This window comes from Paenibacillus sp. NPDC058071 (genome assembly GCF_042885235.1).
In the GTDB taxonomy this organism is placed as follows: Bacteria; Bacillota; Bacilli; order Paenibacillales; family Paenibacillaceae; genus Pristimantibacillus.
Window position 1 is genome coordinate 49,972 of the sequence record NZ_JBHVSK010000021.1, and the last position, 17,956, is coordinate 67,927.

The following is a 17,956-nucleotide window of genomic DNA, read 5'->3' on the forward strand; positions in this document are numbered from 1 at the left end:
TTGGACGGCCTCCTAAGCGAAGTAATGAAGGCTAAGCTTCGCCTATAGCGTATCCAGCCCTTCGCTCGGCCATTCCGTCGAATAATGCTCGGCCATCGCCACTAGCAGACTTGCAGCATCGATCATTGCCCTCTCGTCGATGTCGAAGCGCGGATGGTGATGAGCGTAGGAAGCGCCCGTTTCCGCATTGCCCGCGCCGACGAACATAAAGCAGCCCGGCAGCTTTTCCAAATAATACGAAAAATCTTCCGCCACCATAATCGCCTCTGCTCGTACGACGCCGCCCTCAAACAACTCCGGCGCCGTCCGGAAGAAACGATCCGCTTCCGTCTCATCGTTCACGACAGGAGGATATCCGAATCGGTAATCTATCTCCCAGCTCGCTCCGTACATGCCGCAAATATGCTCAATCGTCGCCTTTAACCGCTCATGAACGTAGGCGCGTGTTTCTGCATCAAATGTACGAACCGTCCCTTTTAATTGACATCGTTCCGCAATTACGTTGTTAGCGGAACCCGCCTGAAAGGAACCGATCGTTACGACTGCAGGCTGAAGAGGATTCACGTTCCGGCTTACAATCGACTGTGCCGCCTGCACAATCGCCGAACCCACAATGATCGCATCAACTGTTTTATGAGGCATGCCGCCATGACCGCCTAAGCCGGTAATATCAATCGTAAACTCATCGGCCGCCGCCATAAACGGTCCCGGTTTGGTCGAAGCTTGTCCGTAAGGAAGCGGTGACCATAAATGAACGCCGTAAATGACGTCTGCGCCTTCGAGAGCTCCCGCTTTCATCATCGGCTCCGCGCCGCCCGGCGTCAGTTCCTCCGCCGGCTGAAACAGCAGACGGCGTTCCCCAGCAAGCTGATCTTTGCCGCCCTGATAATATTCAGCAACGGCGAGCAGCGCGGCCGTATGGCCGTCATGCCCGCACGCATGCATAATGCCTGGCACTTTGGATGCGTATTCGCATGTTTTCTCGTCCTGGATCGGGAGCGCGTCCATATCGGCACGCAGCGCGACAACCGGCCCGGGCAGATGACCTTTTATCGTTGCAACGATGCCATAGCCGCCAACCCCTTCCTGCACCTCACAGCCCATGCTGCGCAGCTCGGATGCGATCCATTGCGATGTTTTCGCTTCTTGAAAGGACAATTCGGGATGTTGATGGAGATATCTGCGCCTCCGGATCATGTCCGGATAAAGAGGCTGCAGCAGTTTTTTCAAATGGCCGCCTGTCTTCATAGGTTGCAAACCTCCCTCTCGTTCCTCGTTTCATCTATTTTAACAGAAGCGCGCCTCCTTGATAAGGCGATTCTTATCCGGTTCGTTTAACGCAAGCAAACGCCCCCAAATGTCACGAACCTGTGAAATAATCGGCGGGAGTAAGGGTTGCGAATACTGGGGAAACATACTATCATGGGAAAAGAATGTACAGCATTAGGATGCAGCTTTACTGACCCTACGCTTACGAATTTAAGGAGGAAATACGATGATTATTGAAAATAGCGGCCTGAACGGCGTTCAATCCGAGCTTCACCATTTGGACGATTCGGCGGAAAAGCTTGGCTTCGTTCGCTGGCAATGGGAATACTACCGCGCTACATACGATTTGAAAATCGAAGAATCAAATTCGGAATACTTCGTGCGCATCAACACCCGCGCCGTGGAAGGAAAGCTCGAGCAGTCGCATGCCGTTCTCGCTATTGAAGCGGTATACATCGGACGAGCTACTTTCCCTCACGGTTTGGATTACGAGTCTCCGGTTCCGCAATCGATTCTGAACACGGCTACGCAGAAGCTTGAGCAATTAAAAGAACTGCTTGCCTAGCATGGGAACACAGCAGAACGCAAGCCGCGGACGACCGGACTTTCTGCTTCTTATTTTAACGCTTCTGCTAGTCGGCTTCGGGCTCGTGATGGTATTCAGCGCGAGCTCCAGCATTGCTCTCGTTACGTCGAAGTTCAACTACGACGCGTTGTATTTTACGAGAAAGCAGCTGATCTGGGCCGGAATCGGCATCTTGTGTATGCTCTTCGTTATGAACATTCCTTACAAGGTGTTCAAGAAGGGCTTTATTTTTCTCTTTATACCGGTGCTGATCATGCTTCTTATCGTTCCGTTTTCCGAAGCGGTAAACGGCGCAAGCAGTTGGCTTGCCGTCGGTTCTCAGAGTTTACAGCCGACGGAATTCGCCAAGCTCGCTCTCATTTTATATTTGGGGTCTTTGATCGCCAAGAAGGATGAGAAGTTTCGCGATTTCAAGAAAGGCTTGCTGCCGGTCATTATAATTGTTGGCATCGTTTGCGGACTCATTATGATGCAGCCTGATCTTGGCTCCTGCATGATACTTGCGATGTGCGCCACGATCATGGTCGTCGCTGGCGGGGCCAATCTGAAGCAGGTCTTTATGACGGGAATTGTGCTTGGCCTTGTCTTGGCCGTTGCGGTGAGCATTTCGATGGCGATGGATCCCGATGCTTGGCAATACCGGGTCGACCGCTTCACCGCCTTTCAAGATCCGCTCGCCGACGCGCAAAATTCCGGCTTACAGCTCGTTTCCTCGCTTCAGGCGCTTGGGCATGGCGGGCTAACCGGAGCCGGCTTCGGGCAAAGCGTGCAGAAGCTGCACTATCTTCCTTACCCGTACAATGACTTCATCTTCTCGATTATTGCCGAGGAGTTCGGCTTTATTGGGGCCGCACTGTTCATCCTCACCTACTTGCTCTTCTTATGGAGAGGACTAATCGTTGCGCTTCGCTGCCCGGATCAGTACGGGACGATCGTCGGCGTAGGCATTATTGCCATCTTCGGTTTACAGGCGTTTATTAATATCGGAGGTGTAACCGGTACGATTCCAATGACCGGCGTTACGCTGCCGCTTATAAGCGCCGGGGGGTCCTCCTTGCTGGTCTGCCTCGTCAGCATTGGCATACTTCTTAGTATTTCGAGAGAATCCAACAAAGAAAAGCCAGCGGTAGAACGGAAGCGCACGACGACGACTACCACGACCTCGACCACGTTAAAGTCGGTGTCTACGCTCAGACAAAGCTAATCGCAGAAAGCAATAAAAAAAACAGTTCCTCAGTTGGAACTGTTTTTTCGTGTGCGCTGGCCGCCAATTATTTCAAACGGGGCGCTTCTTCGTTCACTTCTTCCTCTTTGAACGCGACGCCTTCCACTTTTATATTGACTTCCACTACGTGCAAGCCAGTCATATTCTCAACGGATTCACGTACGTTTAGCTGAAGCTGACGGCATACTTCTTGAATCGGAATGCCGTAATGGACAATAATACGAAGGTCGATAGCCGCTTCCAGCTGGCCTACTTCCACCGACACGCCCTTTTGCACGTTTTTACCGCTAAGCCGTTTGGCAAGCCCTTCGGAAATCCCGCCCGACATTGCGGCAATTCCCGGAGTCTCCAGTGCGGCGAGTCCTGCAATCGTTGCAACTACATCGTCTGAAATACGGATAATGCCTGTTTGAAGGTCCTCGGTCATGTGATCACTCCTCAATTTGCCATATATGTTCATTGTACTGGATGGCCGCCTAGGAAGCAACAATTGAGCAACACCGTTCGCACTTTATTGGAAAAGTTTACAATAATCATGTTTTCGGATATATTAGATATGTTTTCAGTCCAATCAGGCAAAGAGGTGTCTCCGTTTGAAACAGAAGTTATTTTTCGCCGTTATGATTGTCATGTTCGCGCTTAGCGCAATCGGCCATTTCGCTGGCTTCGACATGACCCTTCAATTCGTCATTTCGGCAATCGCCGTCGTGTTTGTCGCCGGTTTTCTCGGCAAAGCGACGGAAAGTGTAGCCCACTACGCGGGTCAAAGACTCGGAGGCTTCCTCAACGCCACCTTCGGCAACGCGGCAGAGCTTATTATTGCAATCTTCCTCGTTAAAGAAGGACTGTTCGATATGGTAAAAGCCAGCATCACCGGCTCCATTATCGGAAATTTGTTGCTCGTTCTAGGCCTCAGCCTGCTGGCCGGCGGGATCAAGTTTAAGCAGCAAAAGTTCAACAATCAGTTGGCCGAGCATAATTCCACACTCATGATTATGGCCGTTATCGGGCTGTTTGTACCTGCGGTATTCGTCAGCGCGGAGCATTTCTCCCTAGAGAAGGACCGCTTTCTCAGTCTAGCGGTTGCCTGCATTTTGATCATATCCTATGTGCTATGGCTTGTTTTCTCGATGATTACGCATAAAGACGTGCTGAGCGACACGGAGATGAATGCCGATCACGGTGAAGAGCCCGCTTGGTCCAAAGGCACATCGATCGTCATGCTCGTCGTAGCGACTGTCATGGTCGCTTTCGTCAGCGAATGGCTCGTCCATACGCTCGATACGTTCACGGAACGATTCGGCCTGTCTGAGTTGTTCGTCGGCGCGTTCGTCATTGCGATTGTCGGCAATGCGGCGGAGCATAGCGCGGCCGTCATGCTTGCGATGAAGAACAAAATCGGCGCAGCCGTGGAAATCGCCATTGGAAGCAGCCTGCAAATCGCGTTGTTTGTCGCTCCAGTGCTCATTCTGGTGAGCACGCTGTTCGGTCCGACGATGGACATTATTTTCACCCCAATCGAACTGACTGCCATCGGCGTGTCCGTCTTTATCGCCAAGTCGGTTACGAGAGACGGAACGACCAACTGGTATGAGGGCTTTCTGCTGCTGATGGTCTACGTCATTCTTGGCTTCGCCTTCTTTCTGGTCTAACAGGCGGCCGTTTAAAATCGATATGTACAAAAAAAAGGAGCAGGCTCCCTTGGGGCCTACTCCTTTCTATTTAACGCTTCATACAGCTGAGCCAAGTTCCTCTCCAGCCGGCTAAGCATTTCTTTCCCGCTTTGCTCCGTAACGAGTCCAGCTCGCACCGCGAAATCGATCTCGCGTGAGAATCCGTACATTTGCGTGTCCAAAACTTCCTCGTACAACGGACATTGACGGGTCGTCAAGTTCTCCATCTGGACTTCTATGAGCTTCTCGATCTTGCTGGCATCCTCCGTTAGGAGACGAAGCGCCTTTTCATGTAATTGGATCGTGACTTCCGGTGAAGACATCGTTTTCCCCCCTGTGCGATTACCCGCCGTCGTCTATATCCTTTATATTAGACGAAAAGAAAGCAATACACAAGGACAAAACAGAAAAGCGCCTTTTCAAAAATAATGAAAAAGCGCTTCTCCATTCCAATGTTCTATTATTCGCTGACTACGGTTACATTCAAGCTATGCTTCGCGAAAACTTCGGCCATCGCCGCTTTAGCTTCTTCCGCGTCCGGACCGTGAACATGCAACTCATATGCATGCCCGCCTACCAGCGTAGTGAACAGTCCAAGAATACTTTTAACATCGATATATTTATTGTCGGCTTGCAAAACAATGGACGAGCGGAATTGGCTAGCCGCCTGAGAAATTTCTACGATAGCTGCATTATTGGACATGGGGAATCCCTCCAGTGAATTAGTAAAGCTTTCCTTGCATTCATGATAACCCGAAATATCGCTTCCATCAAGAGGGAATATGAAAAACGCTTCAATTTCAATTATTTCAAATTTTCGGAATTTAGGCCCTCAAGCTCTGGCAGCACAAAATGTCCGTCTTTTCGGATCAGCACGTCGTCGAAATAAATTTCTCCGCCCCCGTATTCCGGGCGTTGAATGAGCACCAAGTCCCAGTGAATCGAGGAGCGATTGCCGTTATCGGTTTCGTCGTAAGCCTGACCCGGCGTGAAGTGAAGGCTGCCGGCGATCTTCTCGTCGAACAAAATATCATTCATCGGATGCAGGATATGCGGGTTGAAGCCGATGGCAAACTCACCGACATAGCGAGCGCCCTCGTCGGCATCCAAAATCTCGTTCAGCCGCTTCGTATCGTTGCTCGTCGCTTCGACGATTTTGCCGTCTTTGAACGTCAGCGAAATATTCTGGAACGTTACGCCGGAATATACCGTCGGCGTATTGTACGTAATCGTGCCTTGTACCGAATTGCGCACCGGCGCGGAGAATACTTCGCCGTCCGGAATATTACGGTGGCCGGAGCATTTTTTCGCCCCGATGTCTTTAATCGAAAAGGACAAATCAGTGCCTGGAGAGACGATGCGAACTTTGTCCGTCCGCTTCATCAACGCCTGCAGCGGGTCCATGGCGGCATCCATTTTCGCATAATCTAAATTGCACACGTCAAAATAAAAGTCTTCGAACGCCTCTGTGCTCATTTTCGCAAGCTGTGCCATAGAAGGATTCGGATATCTTAAAATAACCCACTTTGTCCGCTTCACCCGCTCCTCCAGATGAACCGGCGTCAAATAATGCTGGTCGTACAACCGCATTTTATCTTCCGGAACGTCGGCCAACTCGTTGGCATTCGTGCCGGAGCGTACCCCTATGTAGCCTTGCATCTGCTTCATTCGCTCCAAATCAAGCTTTGCCCACAGCTCAATCTGTTCTTTGGTCGCGTTCAGGAGCATGGTCCGGAGAACGCTGCGCTCGTTCGTTTCAACGAACGGCTTGCCGCCGCGCTTGACCACCTCTTCAATCAAACATTTCACCAGTTCACGCTCGGAGCCGATCATCTCGATCAATACATTGTCGCCGGGCTGCACGTCAATGGAATAGCCGACAAGATTGGCAGCCAGCGTCTGCAATCTAGGGTCTCGCATAATAAGCCCCTCCTTTTCTTCTTTAGCCGCCGCTTTTTCGCAGCGCATGTGCATGTATGCGGTCAGAACGCTGCGGCCAATCATATCGTATCACCTTGCCGGCCGATCGTCTATTTGCTTGTCTTGGACGTACCAGGTGTGCCGTCGAAGGAGTCGAATTCAACGGCTGTGTCCCGTTTTTCTTCTTTTTGTCCCTTATCCTTGTTGTACCGAAATACCGAATGCTCGTTTAGCGTGAGGGGGACGAGCTTTCCTTTATCAATTACAACATCGAATTCGGATTGAACCGTCAGCGTCTCCAGCATCGCGTTCAGCTCCCGTTTGGACCGTTCAAGCTCCTTCAGCCATTCGTCACGATGCGCGTTGGCTTCAATAGGCACGCTCGCCGCCACCGCTTCCATCTCTTCCGTCAGCTGTTTTTTCCATATCGCAGTCGCTGAGGCGTCGTCGAGCCTTACCCGAAGCTTCACCGTGTCGGAACGTGCGCCTTCGTCGTTGTTGCTTGCAATGCTCACCTCTTTGTTCGAATCATTTATTTTCTCTATCCATTGCGCTGGGCTCCATTCCAACGCTTTGCCGTCTTCTGTTTTCGCCATGATATGGTTGTGATCGGTTACTTTGCCCGAAAAACTGCGAGGCGTAAACGTTAATCCGCCCGCCGATACGACCGTCTTCCCCTTAAATGCATATTGATCCGTTGCCGCCAGCCCGGAGACCGACAAGCTAAGCCATTCTTCAGGCGACCGCTTGCCCATGCCCGCGCATCCGACAGCAAAGACGATGACGGCTGCAACCCCTGCCGCCGCAACCAGTTTAATCCGCCGCATTCCCGCCATGAAGCATTCCTCCATTCTTTTTTCGCCTTAAAAGGCATGCTGCTTGCACACATCTCTATCGTCTCCTGCGCGGCCCGTTCCTTATACGCGTATCCTTGAACAGCCCGATTCGGTTCCTACCGTTCGAAAATCGGTTCAAAACCGAAATCAGTGCTTGACACTTTTAGTAGTTAGGTCTGAACCACAAGTGACCGTTATAGCAAGACTTTGCATTCGAAAAGAAGGAGTGATGGTTTGAGCCAAGTACTGATTTTCGGTTTGGAGCCTAGTTAATGGACAGTAGTGACCGTTAGCGCCGATTATTCGAAAATTCGGCTCGCTTATGGACATTATTGTCCCTAAGCAAGGGATAAGGGCGGAGAATAGCGTGCAATCATCTTCTAACGGTCACTAGTGTCCTTAAAGAAAGGGAATAGGCTTTGTTTTTTGCTCTAACGGTCAGAATGGACCGCTTGATGGATACGATAACGCTGCTGTCCATTGTGAACCATTAAAAAACTCCTTTTCACAAGCTTGTCTTGTGGATCGATTGAGGCGGGTTGATCGCACAACCATCTTACGGAAGGTAAAGGACACGCAGCTTTCCCCCTCGCTTCATGTCAAGAACTGATTTCGGTTTGGAGCCAAAAAAAACTGCCGACAAAGGCATTCAGCCCTTATCGGCAGTTCGAGACAGCGGGGCATACGCCCCCTAGGATTCCATTTGAGGTTGTGAATAACTGCGATTGCACACAGTCTTGGTTCTAGCCGGTCTGTCCGACGAAGATGCAATTTCTTCCCCGATGCTTCGCTTCGTACAGCGCCATATCCGCTCGGTAAAACAGCGACTCAACGCTTATTTTATCATTCTCGTACGTCCATTCGGACACGCCGCAGGATACAGTCACGACGGGATCGGTCTCCTTCTCGACCTGCGAACGGATTCGTTCCGCAATCCGGTACGCCTGATCAGCCTTTATGCCCGGCAAATAGACGGCGAGCTCTTCGCCTCCCCATCTGGCGGCTATATCGCCGTTACGAATGGAGCTTCGTATGATGCCGCTAACCTGAACTAGTATCCGATCGCCTACTTGGTGGCCGAACGTATCGTTGATTCGTTTGAAATGGTCGATATCGACGAGTATAAGCGCGCCTAACGGGTCTTTGCGCTGCCGGCTCTGAATTTGCTCGTTCAAATAATGCCGGGCGTGCAAGCCCGTCAAATTGTCCGTAATAACCATGCGCCGCACTTCGGCATGCAGCGAGGCGTTCGTAATGGCTAGGCCGATATGCGTCGACATGACCTGCAGCAGCTTATAATTGTCGTAGGAGAAGAAATTAGCCGTCTTGTGCGTGACAAGAATGACTCCCGCCACTGCTCCGTCGACGATGATCGGGGAAGCAATCAAGGAGCGGGACCCCGTGTTGTCCATCAGCTTGGAGGTGACTATTCGCGTATTCCAATAATCAGAAATAATAAGCGGTTCTTTCGTCCGGTAGACGATGCCGCAAAAACCGTATTCCGGCGAGAATTGTTCGCTCGACATATCCGGAATGTTGCTGGACATCACAATAAATTGATTTTTTTCCCGGTTTAGCTGCAATACGCAGCAATGGTCGGCATTGAAGACGCCGAGCAGTTCCTTCGTAACAAATTGAAATATTTCCTTCAGACGAAGTGATTGATTTAATCGCTTTGTCAGTTCGTTAATGAGTCTCAGCTCGTTGATCAGCAAGTTCGACTGCTCGTACAGCTTAGCGTTCTCGAACGCTGAGCCGGCCGTATCGGCCAACAGCGTAAATGCCGGCAAATCGGCCTCGTCCCATAGTTCCTCATCCATCGTAATGCAGAGAACGCCGTAGGCCGCCTGTTTGCCTGTCATCGGCATAGCCAGCCGGATCTTTCCGCTGCGTTCCCGCTCATTAACCGGACGTCCTTCCAGAAACGCCTTGGCGACAATGTCATGCGACGTGTTCTTAAAGACAAGCGGCTTAACCCGTGGATCGCCGTTCAAATGATCCTGCGATAAGTAGAGATGAACTGCCGAATCCGGGTACAGCTGCTCCAAACTATATAGCATCTCGGTTAACACCGAGGTTACGTCGATTTGATCGTAAAGCCGTTTGACTGCGAGAAACAGTCCGTCGCGCCTGCCAAGCTCGCGCTCCGTTCTCTCCTGTTGAATAAGCAGATCCTTCACATAGACTTGCTCGAACCGGCGGTAAAAACAGCTACGGAAGTGCCTGGCGCACAGGTTAGCATACAGAGACCCGGCTTCAGTGCCTTCCGGTGTGACATAAACAAAAAATCCGAATATGCGATCATCCGAACGCTTGTGGAGCGGTACAGCGTATGCCGTAAGCGAATGGCCCGCCTTAGACACCGGCATGGCGGTATCCTTGGCCGCAGAAGCGGCCTGATCGGCAAGAAGCCGGGCAGACTCATCTCCTGCAGCAGAACAGCTTCCCGTTGCCCCTGCAAACGTTAGCTGCCAGTCGTAAACGGCGTACCATCCTTCAGACAGCAGCTGCGGGTCCGCATCTTGCGACCATAGCGCCATACTGTCATTCATAAGAGAGGCGACGTAAGGCCGATCCGCATCCGTAATGTCCTCGCGCTCGAACCAAACCGCGCCGTCCGGAACCGTCTTCGGATGAACGGCTTCGGCAGCTTCATCCCCGATTATTCGGCTATTATAGTTATCTGCCATCGACAACACCCAGCCCTTTCGCACGTGTATCAAGGAGATGAGTATCCATCCAGTTTAAAATCATCATAAAGCATCGAGCATGTCCAAGTTAGTAATAACTTTAATATACTTTATTTTTAAGAATATTGCACTAGTCAATCCACAATTCTTAGGTCTTATGGCGCATTGTTTCACTTGGCGCTGAAAGGCTTTATCTTCTTGACAATCGGACCATTTTTCATATAAAATCTATTGTTGAATGCATGGGCATCGGTTTTGTGTCACCCTCGAGAGTACGTTCACTGATATTCCAGCGGCTGAACTGTGTATCAGGCTTCGGTAAACCGAAGCGCAGAGCGTATTCCGCGAAACGCAACCCCATCCTCAAAAATTCCATTTGATGAAGGAGTTAATAGACACATGTCACGTTATACTGGTCCTAAATTTAAACTCAGCCGCCGTCTGGGTATTTCCCTGAGCGGTACTGGCAAAGAATTGAAACGCGCATTCCCTCCTGGCCAACACGGTCCTAACCAACGCAAAAAGCTGAGCGGTTATGGCGTTCAATTGCAAGAGAAACAAAAACTGCGTCACATGTACGGCTTGAACGAGAAGCAATTCCGCAACTTGTTCGACAAAGCTGCTAAACTGAAAGGTATTTCCGGCGAAAACTTCATGATCCTGCTTGAAAGCCGCCTGGACAACCTCGTTTACCGTCTTGGTTTCTCCAACTCCCGTGCAGGCGCACGTCAGTTGGTAGCTCATGGACACGTAACAGTTAACGGCAAAAAAGTCGACATCGCTTCGTACACAGTTTCGACTGGCGACGTTATCGGTCTTCGCGAGCGCAGCCGCGGTCTGAAAACAGTCAAAGAAGCGCTGGAAGGCCGTCACCACATTCCAAACTACTTGGAATTCAACGATCAAGCTGTGGAAGGCAAGTATGTTCGCCTGCCTGAGCGTGCCGAGCTGTCCCAAGAAATCGACGAAAAGCAAATTGTCGAATTCTACAGCCGTTAATAGTCGTTGCGAACAGCCGCAAGTCCATCTCGGGCTTGCGGCTTTCTTTTGTTCGCTTATAGGTTGTAACTATAAAGTTGATATCATTTATATATTTAACTTATTCGTTTTCCTATGCCACAATAACGTTATTCTACAATATTGCAAACGGCAAAGGAGAGAATCCCTATGGAAAATGAACAAACCTGGAAGCCTGAAACGTATGACCGGCATTTAGCATTCGTCTCGCAGCTTGGCCAAGGAGCACTGGAACTTCTGGCCCCCAAGAAAGGCGAACGCATTCTCGATCTGGGTTGCGGAACGGGCGATCTGACCAAGCAAATCGCCGAGTCTGGCGCCATCGTCTCCGGCATGGATTATTCCGAGTCCATGATCGCCGCCGCCCGCTCCAAATTCCCGGGATTGCCGTTTCACGTCGGCAACGGCGAACAGTTTCAGACGGATGAACCTTTCGACGCGGTGTTTTCCAATGCGGCGCTGCATTGGATGAAGGGCGCCGACGGTGCAATTGCTTCGGTATGGAACAGTCTTCGGCCAGGCGGGCGCTTCGTTGGCGAATTCGGCGGCAAAGGAAACGTAGATTTGATCGTTCGTTCTATTTTGGATGTGCTGCCGGAGTACGGTGTCACAGCGCCAAGCGATCGAAATCCGTGGTTCTTCCCTTCGGCGGGCGAATATGCATCGAAGCTGGAACGCCAAGGCTTCTGGGTTCGCTCGATCGAGCATTTCCCGCGGCCTACGGCGCTGCCGGACGGAGAGATCGGCTTCATTCATTGGCTCGATCAATTCGCCGATGTCTTCTTTGCCGGCTTCACAGCCCCCGAACGACAGGCGGCACAAAAGGAAATCGCCGCCTTGATTCAAAGCCGCCGCAAGGCGCAAGGAGCCGCTCCGGAATCGGCTGTCGCCGACTATGTCCGGCTGAGATTTGTAGCGATAAAGCCTTAATCGAAGGTTAGACTATGGTTTTGACAGTAGCGAGCGGGAAACGATATGTTCCATCTCCGTTTCAGCTTTAGATTGAATTTGGGCCAGATCTGATTTAGAAGCATCTTAAATGAAAAAAGAGGCCTGCTGCCTTGCCGGCAGCGGGCCTCTTGCCATTTGTTCGCATTATCCTTCGTTCTTGTTTTCGTCCAAGCGGATTTCCGCCGCTACCGGCAGCTGCACCGTCTCTGCGGTTGCCGCAACCGGAGGCGCTTTCGGCGAATCCGTTACTTTCGAAGTCAGTCCTCGAATGACTTGATTGACATCGATGCCCGAGATACCTTTCAGCATTTCCGGAGCGGTCGCCATCAGCGAAGTAACGTAATTGCTAAGACGCGCAGCGCCTTCGCCGTTGCCTGTGTCGACAACCGTCAACTTGTCGATGCCTTTGATCGGCTCGGCTACTTTTCCAGCCAGTTCCGGCAGCATTTTCACGATGATATCGAGAACGGCAGCCTCGCCGAATTTCTCGAACGCCTCCGCCAGCTTCTCCTTCGCTTCTGCTTCGGCCAAACCGCGCAATCGGATAACTTCCGCTTCCGCCGTACCTTTCGCCTTCTCTGCTTCCGCGATCGCCAAACCATCAAGCCGCTTCTGCTCGGCAAGCGCCTTCGCTTCCGCTTCGATCCGATATTGCACAGCGTCGGCTTCGCGCAGACGCTTCGTTTTGTCCGCTTCCGCCGCTTGTTCAACCGCGTAACGGTCTGCTTCCGCTTTCTTCTTCACCTCGGCGTCATACTGCTTCTCGCGGCGCAGTATTTCCTTCGCTTCCAAATCGATCTCGCGATCCTTCCGAACGAGCTCGACTTTCATTTGTTCCTCAACAACGCTCTGCTTGGAACGCGCTTCCTGAACCGAGTAGGCCTGATCCGCTTCCGCTTTCGCCATATCCTGCTCGCGTTTAAAGGATGCGACCTTCAGTTCTTTCTCCTTCTCTGCTTCAGCGATATTCGTATCCCGCAGCAGCTCCGCCTTCTGTCCCTCTTCCTCAGCATGCGCTTTCTTAATCCGCGAGTCCCTTACAGCTTCGGCTTCTGCGATGTCTGCATCCCGTTTTACAGCAGCGATACGCGGCTTACCGAGCGCTTCCAAATAACCGTGCTTATCACGTACATCCTTGATCGTGAACGAGACGATTTGCAAGCCCATCTTTTTCAAATCTCTAGCCGCGACTCCTTGCACCTCTTGCGCGAATTTATCGCGGTTCCGATACACTTCCTCTACAGTCATCGATCCAAGAATAGCCCGGAGATGGCCTTCCAGCACTTCCTGCGCTTCACCCTTGAGCGCGTCGATCGGCTTGCCCATGAACTGCTCGGCCGCCGTCGCCACATCCTCTACGACGCTGCCGATTTTAATAATCGCTACGCCGTCGGCCATAACCGGAACGCCTTGCTCCGTGTATACTTCTGGGGTCGAAACATCGAGCTTGTGAGAGAGCAACGACAAAAACTCGGCTCTTTGAAAGATCGGTAAAATGAAGGCGCCTCCGCCGCGAACGATTTTAATTTTACGCCCCGATTCGTCCACCAACGCGTTGCGGCTGCCGAGGAAAGAACCAGTGACGACCATCGCCTCGTCCGGGCTGACCGTTTTATAACGGGCCCAAAAAGCAAGACCTAATACGACAAATACAGCGATAACAATAACGGGAATCGTAATATACTCCTCCATGTGTGACAATCAATCTCCTCTCTTTTTGTACCTGGTTAATTGATTGAGAACATTCGTTTAAAGCACATCCAGTCTCGAAACGTAAAGCGCGCTGTCTTTGACTTCAACAACGACAACTCTGGCGCCGCCCTCGATCTGTTCCCCGTCAAAGCTCGCGGCTATTTGGTTCGTGTTCCCCGTGCCGGATTGAACCAGCACCTCGCCGAATCCCGAAGGCGGGATCGACACGCTCACCTCCGCCAGCTTCCCGACCAAATCGTGGACGGAAAATGCTACCGAATTTTCGCTTTGCTCCATCGGCCTGACATAAAGGAAATAAACGCCTCCGCCTGCGGCTACCGCAATCACAAGCGCCAGAATAATTACAGCACCTTGCCCAAGCGCGGTATATTGCGTCAGCAGCAATCCGGCGCCGCCAAAAGCGGTTACGCCGCCGATGAGCGTCATCGGCTGAAACCAGTCGTGACCGTCCAGGGACAGAAAGTCGAGCGCGCCGTCCATCGCCTGGCCGATCCAATCGCCAAAAATGACGCTTACAACGGCATACAGGACTCCAACGATCAAACAGCCCCAAAATAACCCTTCCATTCCTTCCTCCCTTCTCTCTAACCAGATGTTGTTAGAACTGTTGATATTTATTACGCAAGTGTGTCTATTTTGTTTCATTTTTCGCAAAATTAGCTGTTCGTCGGACAAGTTCCGCGATTATTTTCATGCATTATCATTCATGCTAGTTAGGGCGATAGCGGATATTTTTAGCCGAAAACAGAACCTTTTGCTCCCCGCTCGCGTCTATTTAACGTTGCCCGGCTGTTCGACGAATGCGTTAGGACTGTTCGTAAGCGGAGGAGAACGTGGAGAGCTGTTCATACTTCCTCTAAAGGGGTTTTATGCTATAATAGAGTTTGGTAATTTGGAGGGGGAGAGTATAATTATATGCAAGAAGAAAGTAAATCAGCGGATTACCGGGGGAACGGCTGGCGCACCTTCGGGATCGTAACCTTCATAACGATAAAATGGCTAATCTACTTCGCCATCTTTATCGCATTGCTTGCGGGGGGCGCCGTAACCGGTTATGTCGCGTCACTCGTAAAAGGTGAGGAAGTTCGTCCGCGAGCGGTCATAGAAGAGAAAATGAACGAGAACTCGGTAACGGGCTTCGTCTATTTCAATGACGAATCGCTGGTCGGCCAGCTCCGGACCGAGGAAGACCGGATTTTGATCGATTACGAAGAATTGCCGCAGCATGTCATCGACGCGGTACTCGCCATCGAGGACAATAAGTTCCTTTCCCATCACGGCGTCGACATTAACGGCGTTGGACGGGCCGTTAAGCAAAAGCTCCTTAACGAAGATACGCAGACAGGCGGCAGTACGCTCACGCAACAGCTCGCGCGCCGCGTATTCTTGAGCCTCGACAAGACCGACAGCCGCAAGGTAAAGGAAATTTTCCTCGCGCTGCGGATGGAGCGTTACTTGACGAAAGAGGAAATTCTCGCTGCTTATTTGAATAAAGTGCCATTCGGCAACGGTTCAAGCGGCTACAACCTATTCGGCATCAAAGCGGCCGCGAAGGGCATTTTCAATATTACCGACTTGAATCAGCTTAATATTGCGCAAGCGGCTTATTTGGCCGGCCTTCCGCAGCGGCCTTCCGCTTATACGGCCTTTAACGGCAAAGGCCAATTCAATGAAAAAGGCTTCGGCTATGCTACGGAACGCCAAGCAACCGTCCTGATGCGTATGCGCGATACCGGTCGAATTACGCAGCAGCAATACGACGAAGCGAAGGCTTTCGATATCCGGAAGTCGCTCGCCCCGCCGACAGAGAAAGCCTATACGACTTATCCGTATCTGATGCTGGAAGCGGAACGTCAAGCGGCAGAAGTGATGCTGCTGCAGCAAGACCCTACATTAACGAAGCAGGATCTGCGTAAGAAAGAAAATGCGCCGTTAATTGAAGAAGCTCGCGAGCATTTGCTGCGAGGCGGCTATCATATTTATACGACGATTGACAAAGATATTTATCAAATTATGCGCGAGATCGGCTCCAACGAGAAAAACTTTACGCCTTTGAGCAAGACGAAGGGCATGGAGCAAATCGCCGCGGTCATGCTTAACCATAAAACGGGCGCCATTGTCGGCATGCTCGAAGGCCGGGATTTCTATGAGGAGCAAATGAACTTTGCGACGCAAATGACCCGCCAGCCGGGCTCGACGATGAAGACGATCGCTGCTTATTTGCCGGCGATTGATAAAGGACTCGTTCAGCCGGCAAGCATTTTGGACGACGCTCCAATCGTGCTGAAGGACGGTCAAAAGGGCTTCCATATTCCGAAGAATGCCAACAACAGCTACGCTGGCCTCGTGACCGCACGAGAAGCGTTGAATCGCTCGCTCAACTTGCCAGCCCTGAAAATTTTCCTCGACGACGTTACCATTAAGCACGCGTGGGAATTCACTCGGGAGCTGGGCATTACGACGCTGCAGCCGCAGGACGACGGCGCGCAAACAGGCGTTATCGGCGGCTTGAGCATCGGTGTATCGGTCGAGGAGCTGACGAACGCGTACGGTTCTATTCCGAATAAAGGCGTCTTCAATGACGCTTATATGATCGAGAAAATTACCGATGCCTATGGCAAAACTGTCTATGAGCATAAAGCGGAGCCAAAGCAGGTCTTCTCCGAGCAAACAGCGTTTCTCGTTACCGACATGCTCAGAACCGTTATTTCGAGCGGCAGCGGTACGGCTCACGCGCTCACTTCGCAATTTAAACAGTACGGCAAAATTCCGGTCGCCGGCAAAACCGGATCGACGCAAAGCTACGGCGACGTTTGGTTTATGGGCTTCACGCCGGACATTACGCTTGGCGTCTGGGCGGGATACGAGAAGCCGATTAATACCCTCTCTAAAGAGGGACAGAAGCGCGCTCGCTCGATCTGGGCGCTCATTATGAATGAAACAACAGCGAAACGGCCAGAGCTGTTCCAAACCAAAGAGTTTACCAAACCAGACGGCATCGTCAAGGCGACCGTATCAAGTGCAAGCGGAAAGCTCCCGAGCCAGCTGACAAGCGAGGCCGGCATGCTTGTGTCCGACTGGTTCAACAAAAAGTTTTTACCGAAGGAAACCGACGACACGCTCGTTAAAATGTCGTATATTCCTTACCAAGGCGTCAATTACGTGCCAAACGAAGCAACGCCTTCTGATATGGTTCGCCAGCAAATCGTAATCAAACGCAAACGTCCGCTGGACGCATTGATGGACGAAATCACGAAAGCGCAGGGAAGGCTGCCGGCAGGAAGCCGGAGACCTCTCTCCTACTATTTGCCGAAGGATGCAGGCAAAGACGCTCCTTCCAAGGTCGACCCTCGCGTCGACGACGGCAAAGCGCCTAACGCGCCAGGCGGCGTGGAGCTTTCTTCGATCGGCAACAATGTCATTATGCTTACGTTTGCCGGCAACAGCGAGAAGGACGTCGTCGGCTATCGGATTTATCAATCCTTAAACGACGCGCCGTTCCAAAAGCTAGAACCGTCTATTTTGACCGGCGAGGAATATAAGATGAAATTGAACGTTAACTCCGGACAAAACTATAAGTTTTACGTGGCAGCCGTCGATGTCGTCGGCCATGAATCGGCGTCGAGCGTGCAAGTGACATTCGGCAAATCGACGACGCCTCCAGAGACGCCGGGAGAAGGCGGAGAATTACCTGGCGAGCTCCCTGGCGAATTACCTACCGAGACTCCGATAGAAACGCCAAGCCCGCCGGAGCTTGCTCTTCCGTCGGCTCCATCCGGCATTAGCGGCACGAAAAACGATGTCAGTGTGCAGCTTTCCTGGTCGGCTAATGCCACAGGCGAGAAAGTGAAAGCCTATCATGTATACGTCAGCGCCAATAACGACGCCAATTACATCGAGATCGGCACAACATCGGATACGTTCTTCGAATATCCGATGACAATCGTCTCCGGTACGTTTTATGTCGTAGCAGAGAACGACACCGGCCTGTCCTCGCCTTCCCAGAAGGTCAAGGTCAGCAGCTAAACGAAACCGTAAAAAAGCGGCAGTTCCTGATTAAGGAACTACCGCTTTTT

15 protein-coding genes are annotated in these 17,956 nt (G+C 51.5%); 6 read left to right on the forward strand and 9 right to left on the reverse strand.

All coding sequences use genetic code 11. The features are described from left to right. Nucleotides 1-42: 42 nt before the first annotated feature. The gene (locus ACFVTB_RS24455) at nt 43-1,248 is read right to left on the reverse strand and encodes a M20 family metallopeptidase (protein WP_387755289.1); all 1,206 of its coding nucleotides are present in this window, start codon (nt 1,246-1,248) and stop codon (nt 43-45) included. A gap of 247 nt (nt 1,249-1,495) precedes the next feature. On the opposite strand from ACFVTB_RS24455, the gene ACFVTB_RS24460 reads away from it, so the two are divergent. After that, complete coding sequence (locus ACFVTB_RS24460) at nt 1,496-1,834, forward strand: YugN family protein (RefSeq protein ID WP_387755291.1); 339 nt, start codon at nt 1,496-1,498, stop codon at nt 1,832-1,834. Between the two features lies 1 nt (nt 1,835). Beyond that, a complete protein-coding gene (ftsW, locus tag ACFVTB_RS24465) occupies nt 1,836-3,059 on the forward strand; it encodes a putative lipid II flippase FtsW (RefSeq protein WP_387755294.1) in 1,224 nt (407 codons plus the stop codon). A gap of 67 nt (nt 3,060-3,126) precedes the next feature. Here the strand turns inward: ftsW and ACFVTB_RS24470 are convergent, their stop codons facing one another. Then, the gene (locus ACFVTB_RS24470; RefSeq protein ID WP_387755297.1) at nt 3,127-3,507 is read right to left on the reverse strand and encodes an Asp23/Gls24 family envelope stress response protein; all 381 of its coding nucleotides are present in this window, start codon (nt 3,505-3,507) and stop codon (nt 3,127-3,129) included. Between the two features lie 166 nt (nt 3,508-3,673). Between ACFVTB_RS24470 and cax the strand changes: the two genes are divergently transcribed. Then, nucleotides 3,674-4,732, forward strand: coding sequence for a calcium/proton exchanger (gene cax, locus ACFVTB_RS24475; RefSeq protein ID WP_387755299.1), 1,059 nt, complete (start codon nt 3,674-3,676; stop codon nt 4,730-4,732). Between the two features lie 56 nt (nt 4,733-4,788). Here the strand turns inward: cax and ACFVTB_RS24480 are convergent, their stop codons facing one another. From ACFVTB_RS24480 to ACFVTB_RS24500, 5 genes are all read right to left on the reverse strand, one after another. Next, nucleotides 4,789-5,076, reverse strand: a complete 288-nt coding sequence (locus ACFVTB_RS24480) for an Fpa/YlaN family protein (RefSeq protein WP_387755302.1) — start codon at nt 5,074-5,076, stop codon at nt 4,789-4,791. A gap of 137 nt (nt 5,077-5,213) precedes the next feature. Beyond that, on the reverse strand, nt 5,214-5,456 hold the full coding sequence (locus ACFVTB_RS24485; RefSeq protein WP_387755305.1) for an HPr family phosphocarrier protein: 243 nt from the start codon (nt 5,454-5,456) through the stop codon (nt 5,214-5,216). Between the two features lie 101 nt (nt 5,457-5,557). After that, nucleotides 5,558-6,673, reverse strand: a complete 1,116-nt coding sequence (locus tag ACFVTB_RS24490) for an aminopeptidase (protein ID WP_387755308.1) — start codon at nt 6,671-6,673, stop codon at nt 5,558-5,560. A 110-nt stretch (nt 6,674-6,783) separates the two neighbouring features. Then, entirely contained in the window at nt 6,784-7,509 is a 726-nt protein-coding gene (locus ACFVTB_RS24495) for a hypothetical protein (RefSeq protein ID WP_387755311.1), read from the reverse strand. 743 nt (nt 7,510-8,252) lie between these two features. Further along, nucleotides 8,253-10,199 carry a sensor domain-containing diguanylate cyclase gene (locus ACFVTB_RS24500; RefSeq protein WP_387755314.1) on the reverse strand — a complete coding sequence of 649 codons (1,947 nt, stop codon included), beginning with the start codon at nt 10,197-10,199 and terminating at the stop codon, nt 8,253-8,255. A 399-nt stretch (nt 10,200-10,598) separates the two neighbouring features. Here ACFVTB_RS24500 and rpsD point away from each other — a divergent pair, with 399 nt between their 5' ends. Both rpsD and ACFVTB_RS24510 read left to right on the forward strand, forming a co-directional pair. Then, a complete protein-coding gene (gene rpsD, locus ACFVTB_RS24505) occupies nt 10,599-11,198 on the forward strand; it encodes a 30S ribosomal protein S4 (protein WP_387755317.1) in 600 nt (199 codons plus the stop codon). A 168-nt stretch (nt 11,199-11,366) separates the two neighbouring features. Beyond that, a complete protein-coding gene (locus tag ACFVTB_RS24510) occupies nt 11,367-12,146 on the forward strand; it encodes a class I SAM-dependent methyltransferase (RefSeq protein WP_387755319.1) in 780 nt (259 codons plus the stop codon). A 165-nt stretch (nt 12,147-12,311) separates the two neighbouring features. Here the strand turns inward: ACFVTB_RS24510 and ACFVTB_RS24515 are convergent, their stop codons facing one another. Continuing rightward, nucleotides 12,312-13,859, reverse strand: a complete 1,548-nt coding sequence (locus tag ACFVTB_RS24515) for a flotillin lipid rafts scaffold protein FloT (protein WP_387755322.1) — start codon at nt 13,857-13,859, stop codon at nt 12,312-12,314. A 57-nt stretch (nt 13,860-13,916) separates the two neighbouring features. Further along, a complete protein-coding gene (locus ACFVTB_RS24520) occupies nt 13,917-14,447 on the reverse strand; it encodes an NfeD family membrane protein (RefSeq protein ID WP_387755325.1) in 531 nt (176 codons plus the stop codon). Nucleotides 14,448-14,795: 348 nt separating this feature from the next. Here ACFVTB_RS24520 and ACFVTB_RS24525 point away from each other — a divergent pair, with 348 nt between their 5' ends. After that, nucleotides 14,796-17,906: a transglycosylase domain-containing protein gene (locus ACFVTB_RS24525; protein ID WP_387755328.1), complete on the forward strand. Its 3,111-nt coding sequence runs from the start codon at nt 14,796-14,798 to the stop codon at nt 17,904-17,906. Nucleotides 17,907-17,956: the final 50 nt, after the last annotated feature.

Excerpts from the sequence above, each read along its gene's own strand:
- ACFVTB_RS24455 (WP_387755289.1), bottom strand. The coding sequence starts at position 1,248 with ATGAAGACAGGCGGCCATTTGAAAAAACTGCTGCAGCCTCTTTATCCG.
- ACFVTB_RS24460 (WP_387755291.1), top strand. The coding sequence starts at position 1,496 with ATGATTATTGAAAATAGCGGCCTGAACGGCGTTCAATCCGAGCTTCAC.
- ftsW (WP_387755294.1), top strand. The coding sequence starts at position 1,836 with ATGGGAACACAGCAGAACGCAAGCCGCGGACGACCGGACTTTCTGCTT.
- ACFVTB_RS24470 (WP_387755297.1), bottom strand. The coding sequence starts at position 3,507 with ATGACCGAGGACCTTCAAACAGGCATTATCCGTATTTCAGACGATGTA.
- ACFVTB_RS24480 (WP_387755302.1), bottom strand. The coding sequence starts at position 5,076 with ATGTCTTCACCGGAAGTCACGATCCAATTACATGAAAAGGCGCTTCGT.
- ACFVTB_RS24485 (WP_387755305.1), bottom strand. The coding sequence starts at position 5,456 with ATGTCCAATAATGCAGCTATCGTAGAAATTTCTCAGGCGGCTAGCCAA.
- ACFVTB_RS24490 (WP_387755308.1), bottom strand. The coding sequence starts at position 6,673 with ATGCGAGACCCTAGATTGCAGACGCTGGCTGCCAATCTTGTCGGCTAT.
- ACFVTB_RS24495 (WP_387755311.1), bottom strand. The coding sequence starts at position 7,509 with ATGGCGGGAATGCGGCGGATTAAACTGGTTGCGGCGGCAGGGGTTGCA.
- ACFVTB_RS24500 (WP_387755314.1), bottom strand. The coding sequence starts at position 10,199 with ATGGCAGATAACTATAATAGCCGAATAATCGGGGATGAAGCTGCCGAA.
- rpsD (WP_387755317.1), top strand. The coding sequence starts at position 10,599 with ATGTCACGTTATACTGGTCCTAAATTTAAACTCAGCCGCCGTCTGGGT.
- ACFVTB_RS24510 (WP_387755319.1), top strand. The coding sequence starts at position 11,367 with ATGGAAAATGAACAAACCTGGAAGCCTGAAACGTATGACCGGCATTTA.
- ACFVTB_RS24515 (WP_387755322.1), bottom strand. The coding sequence starts at position 13,859 with ATGGAGGAGTATATTACGATTCCCGTTATTGTTATCGCTGTATTTGTC.
- ACFVTB_RS24520 (WP_387755325.1), bottom strand. The coding sequence starts at position 14,447 with ATGGAAGGGTTATTTTGGGGCTGTTTGATCGTTGGAGTCCTGTATGCC.
- ACFVTB_RS24525 (WP_387755328.1), top strand. The coding sequence starts at position 14,796 with ATGCAAGAAGAAAGTAAATCAGCGGATTACCGGGGGAACGGCTGGCGC.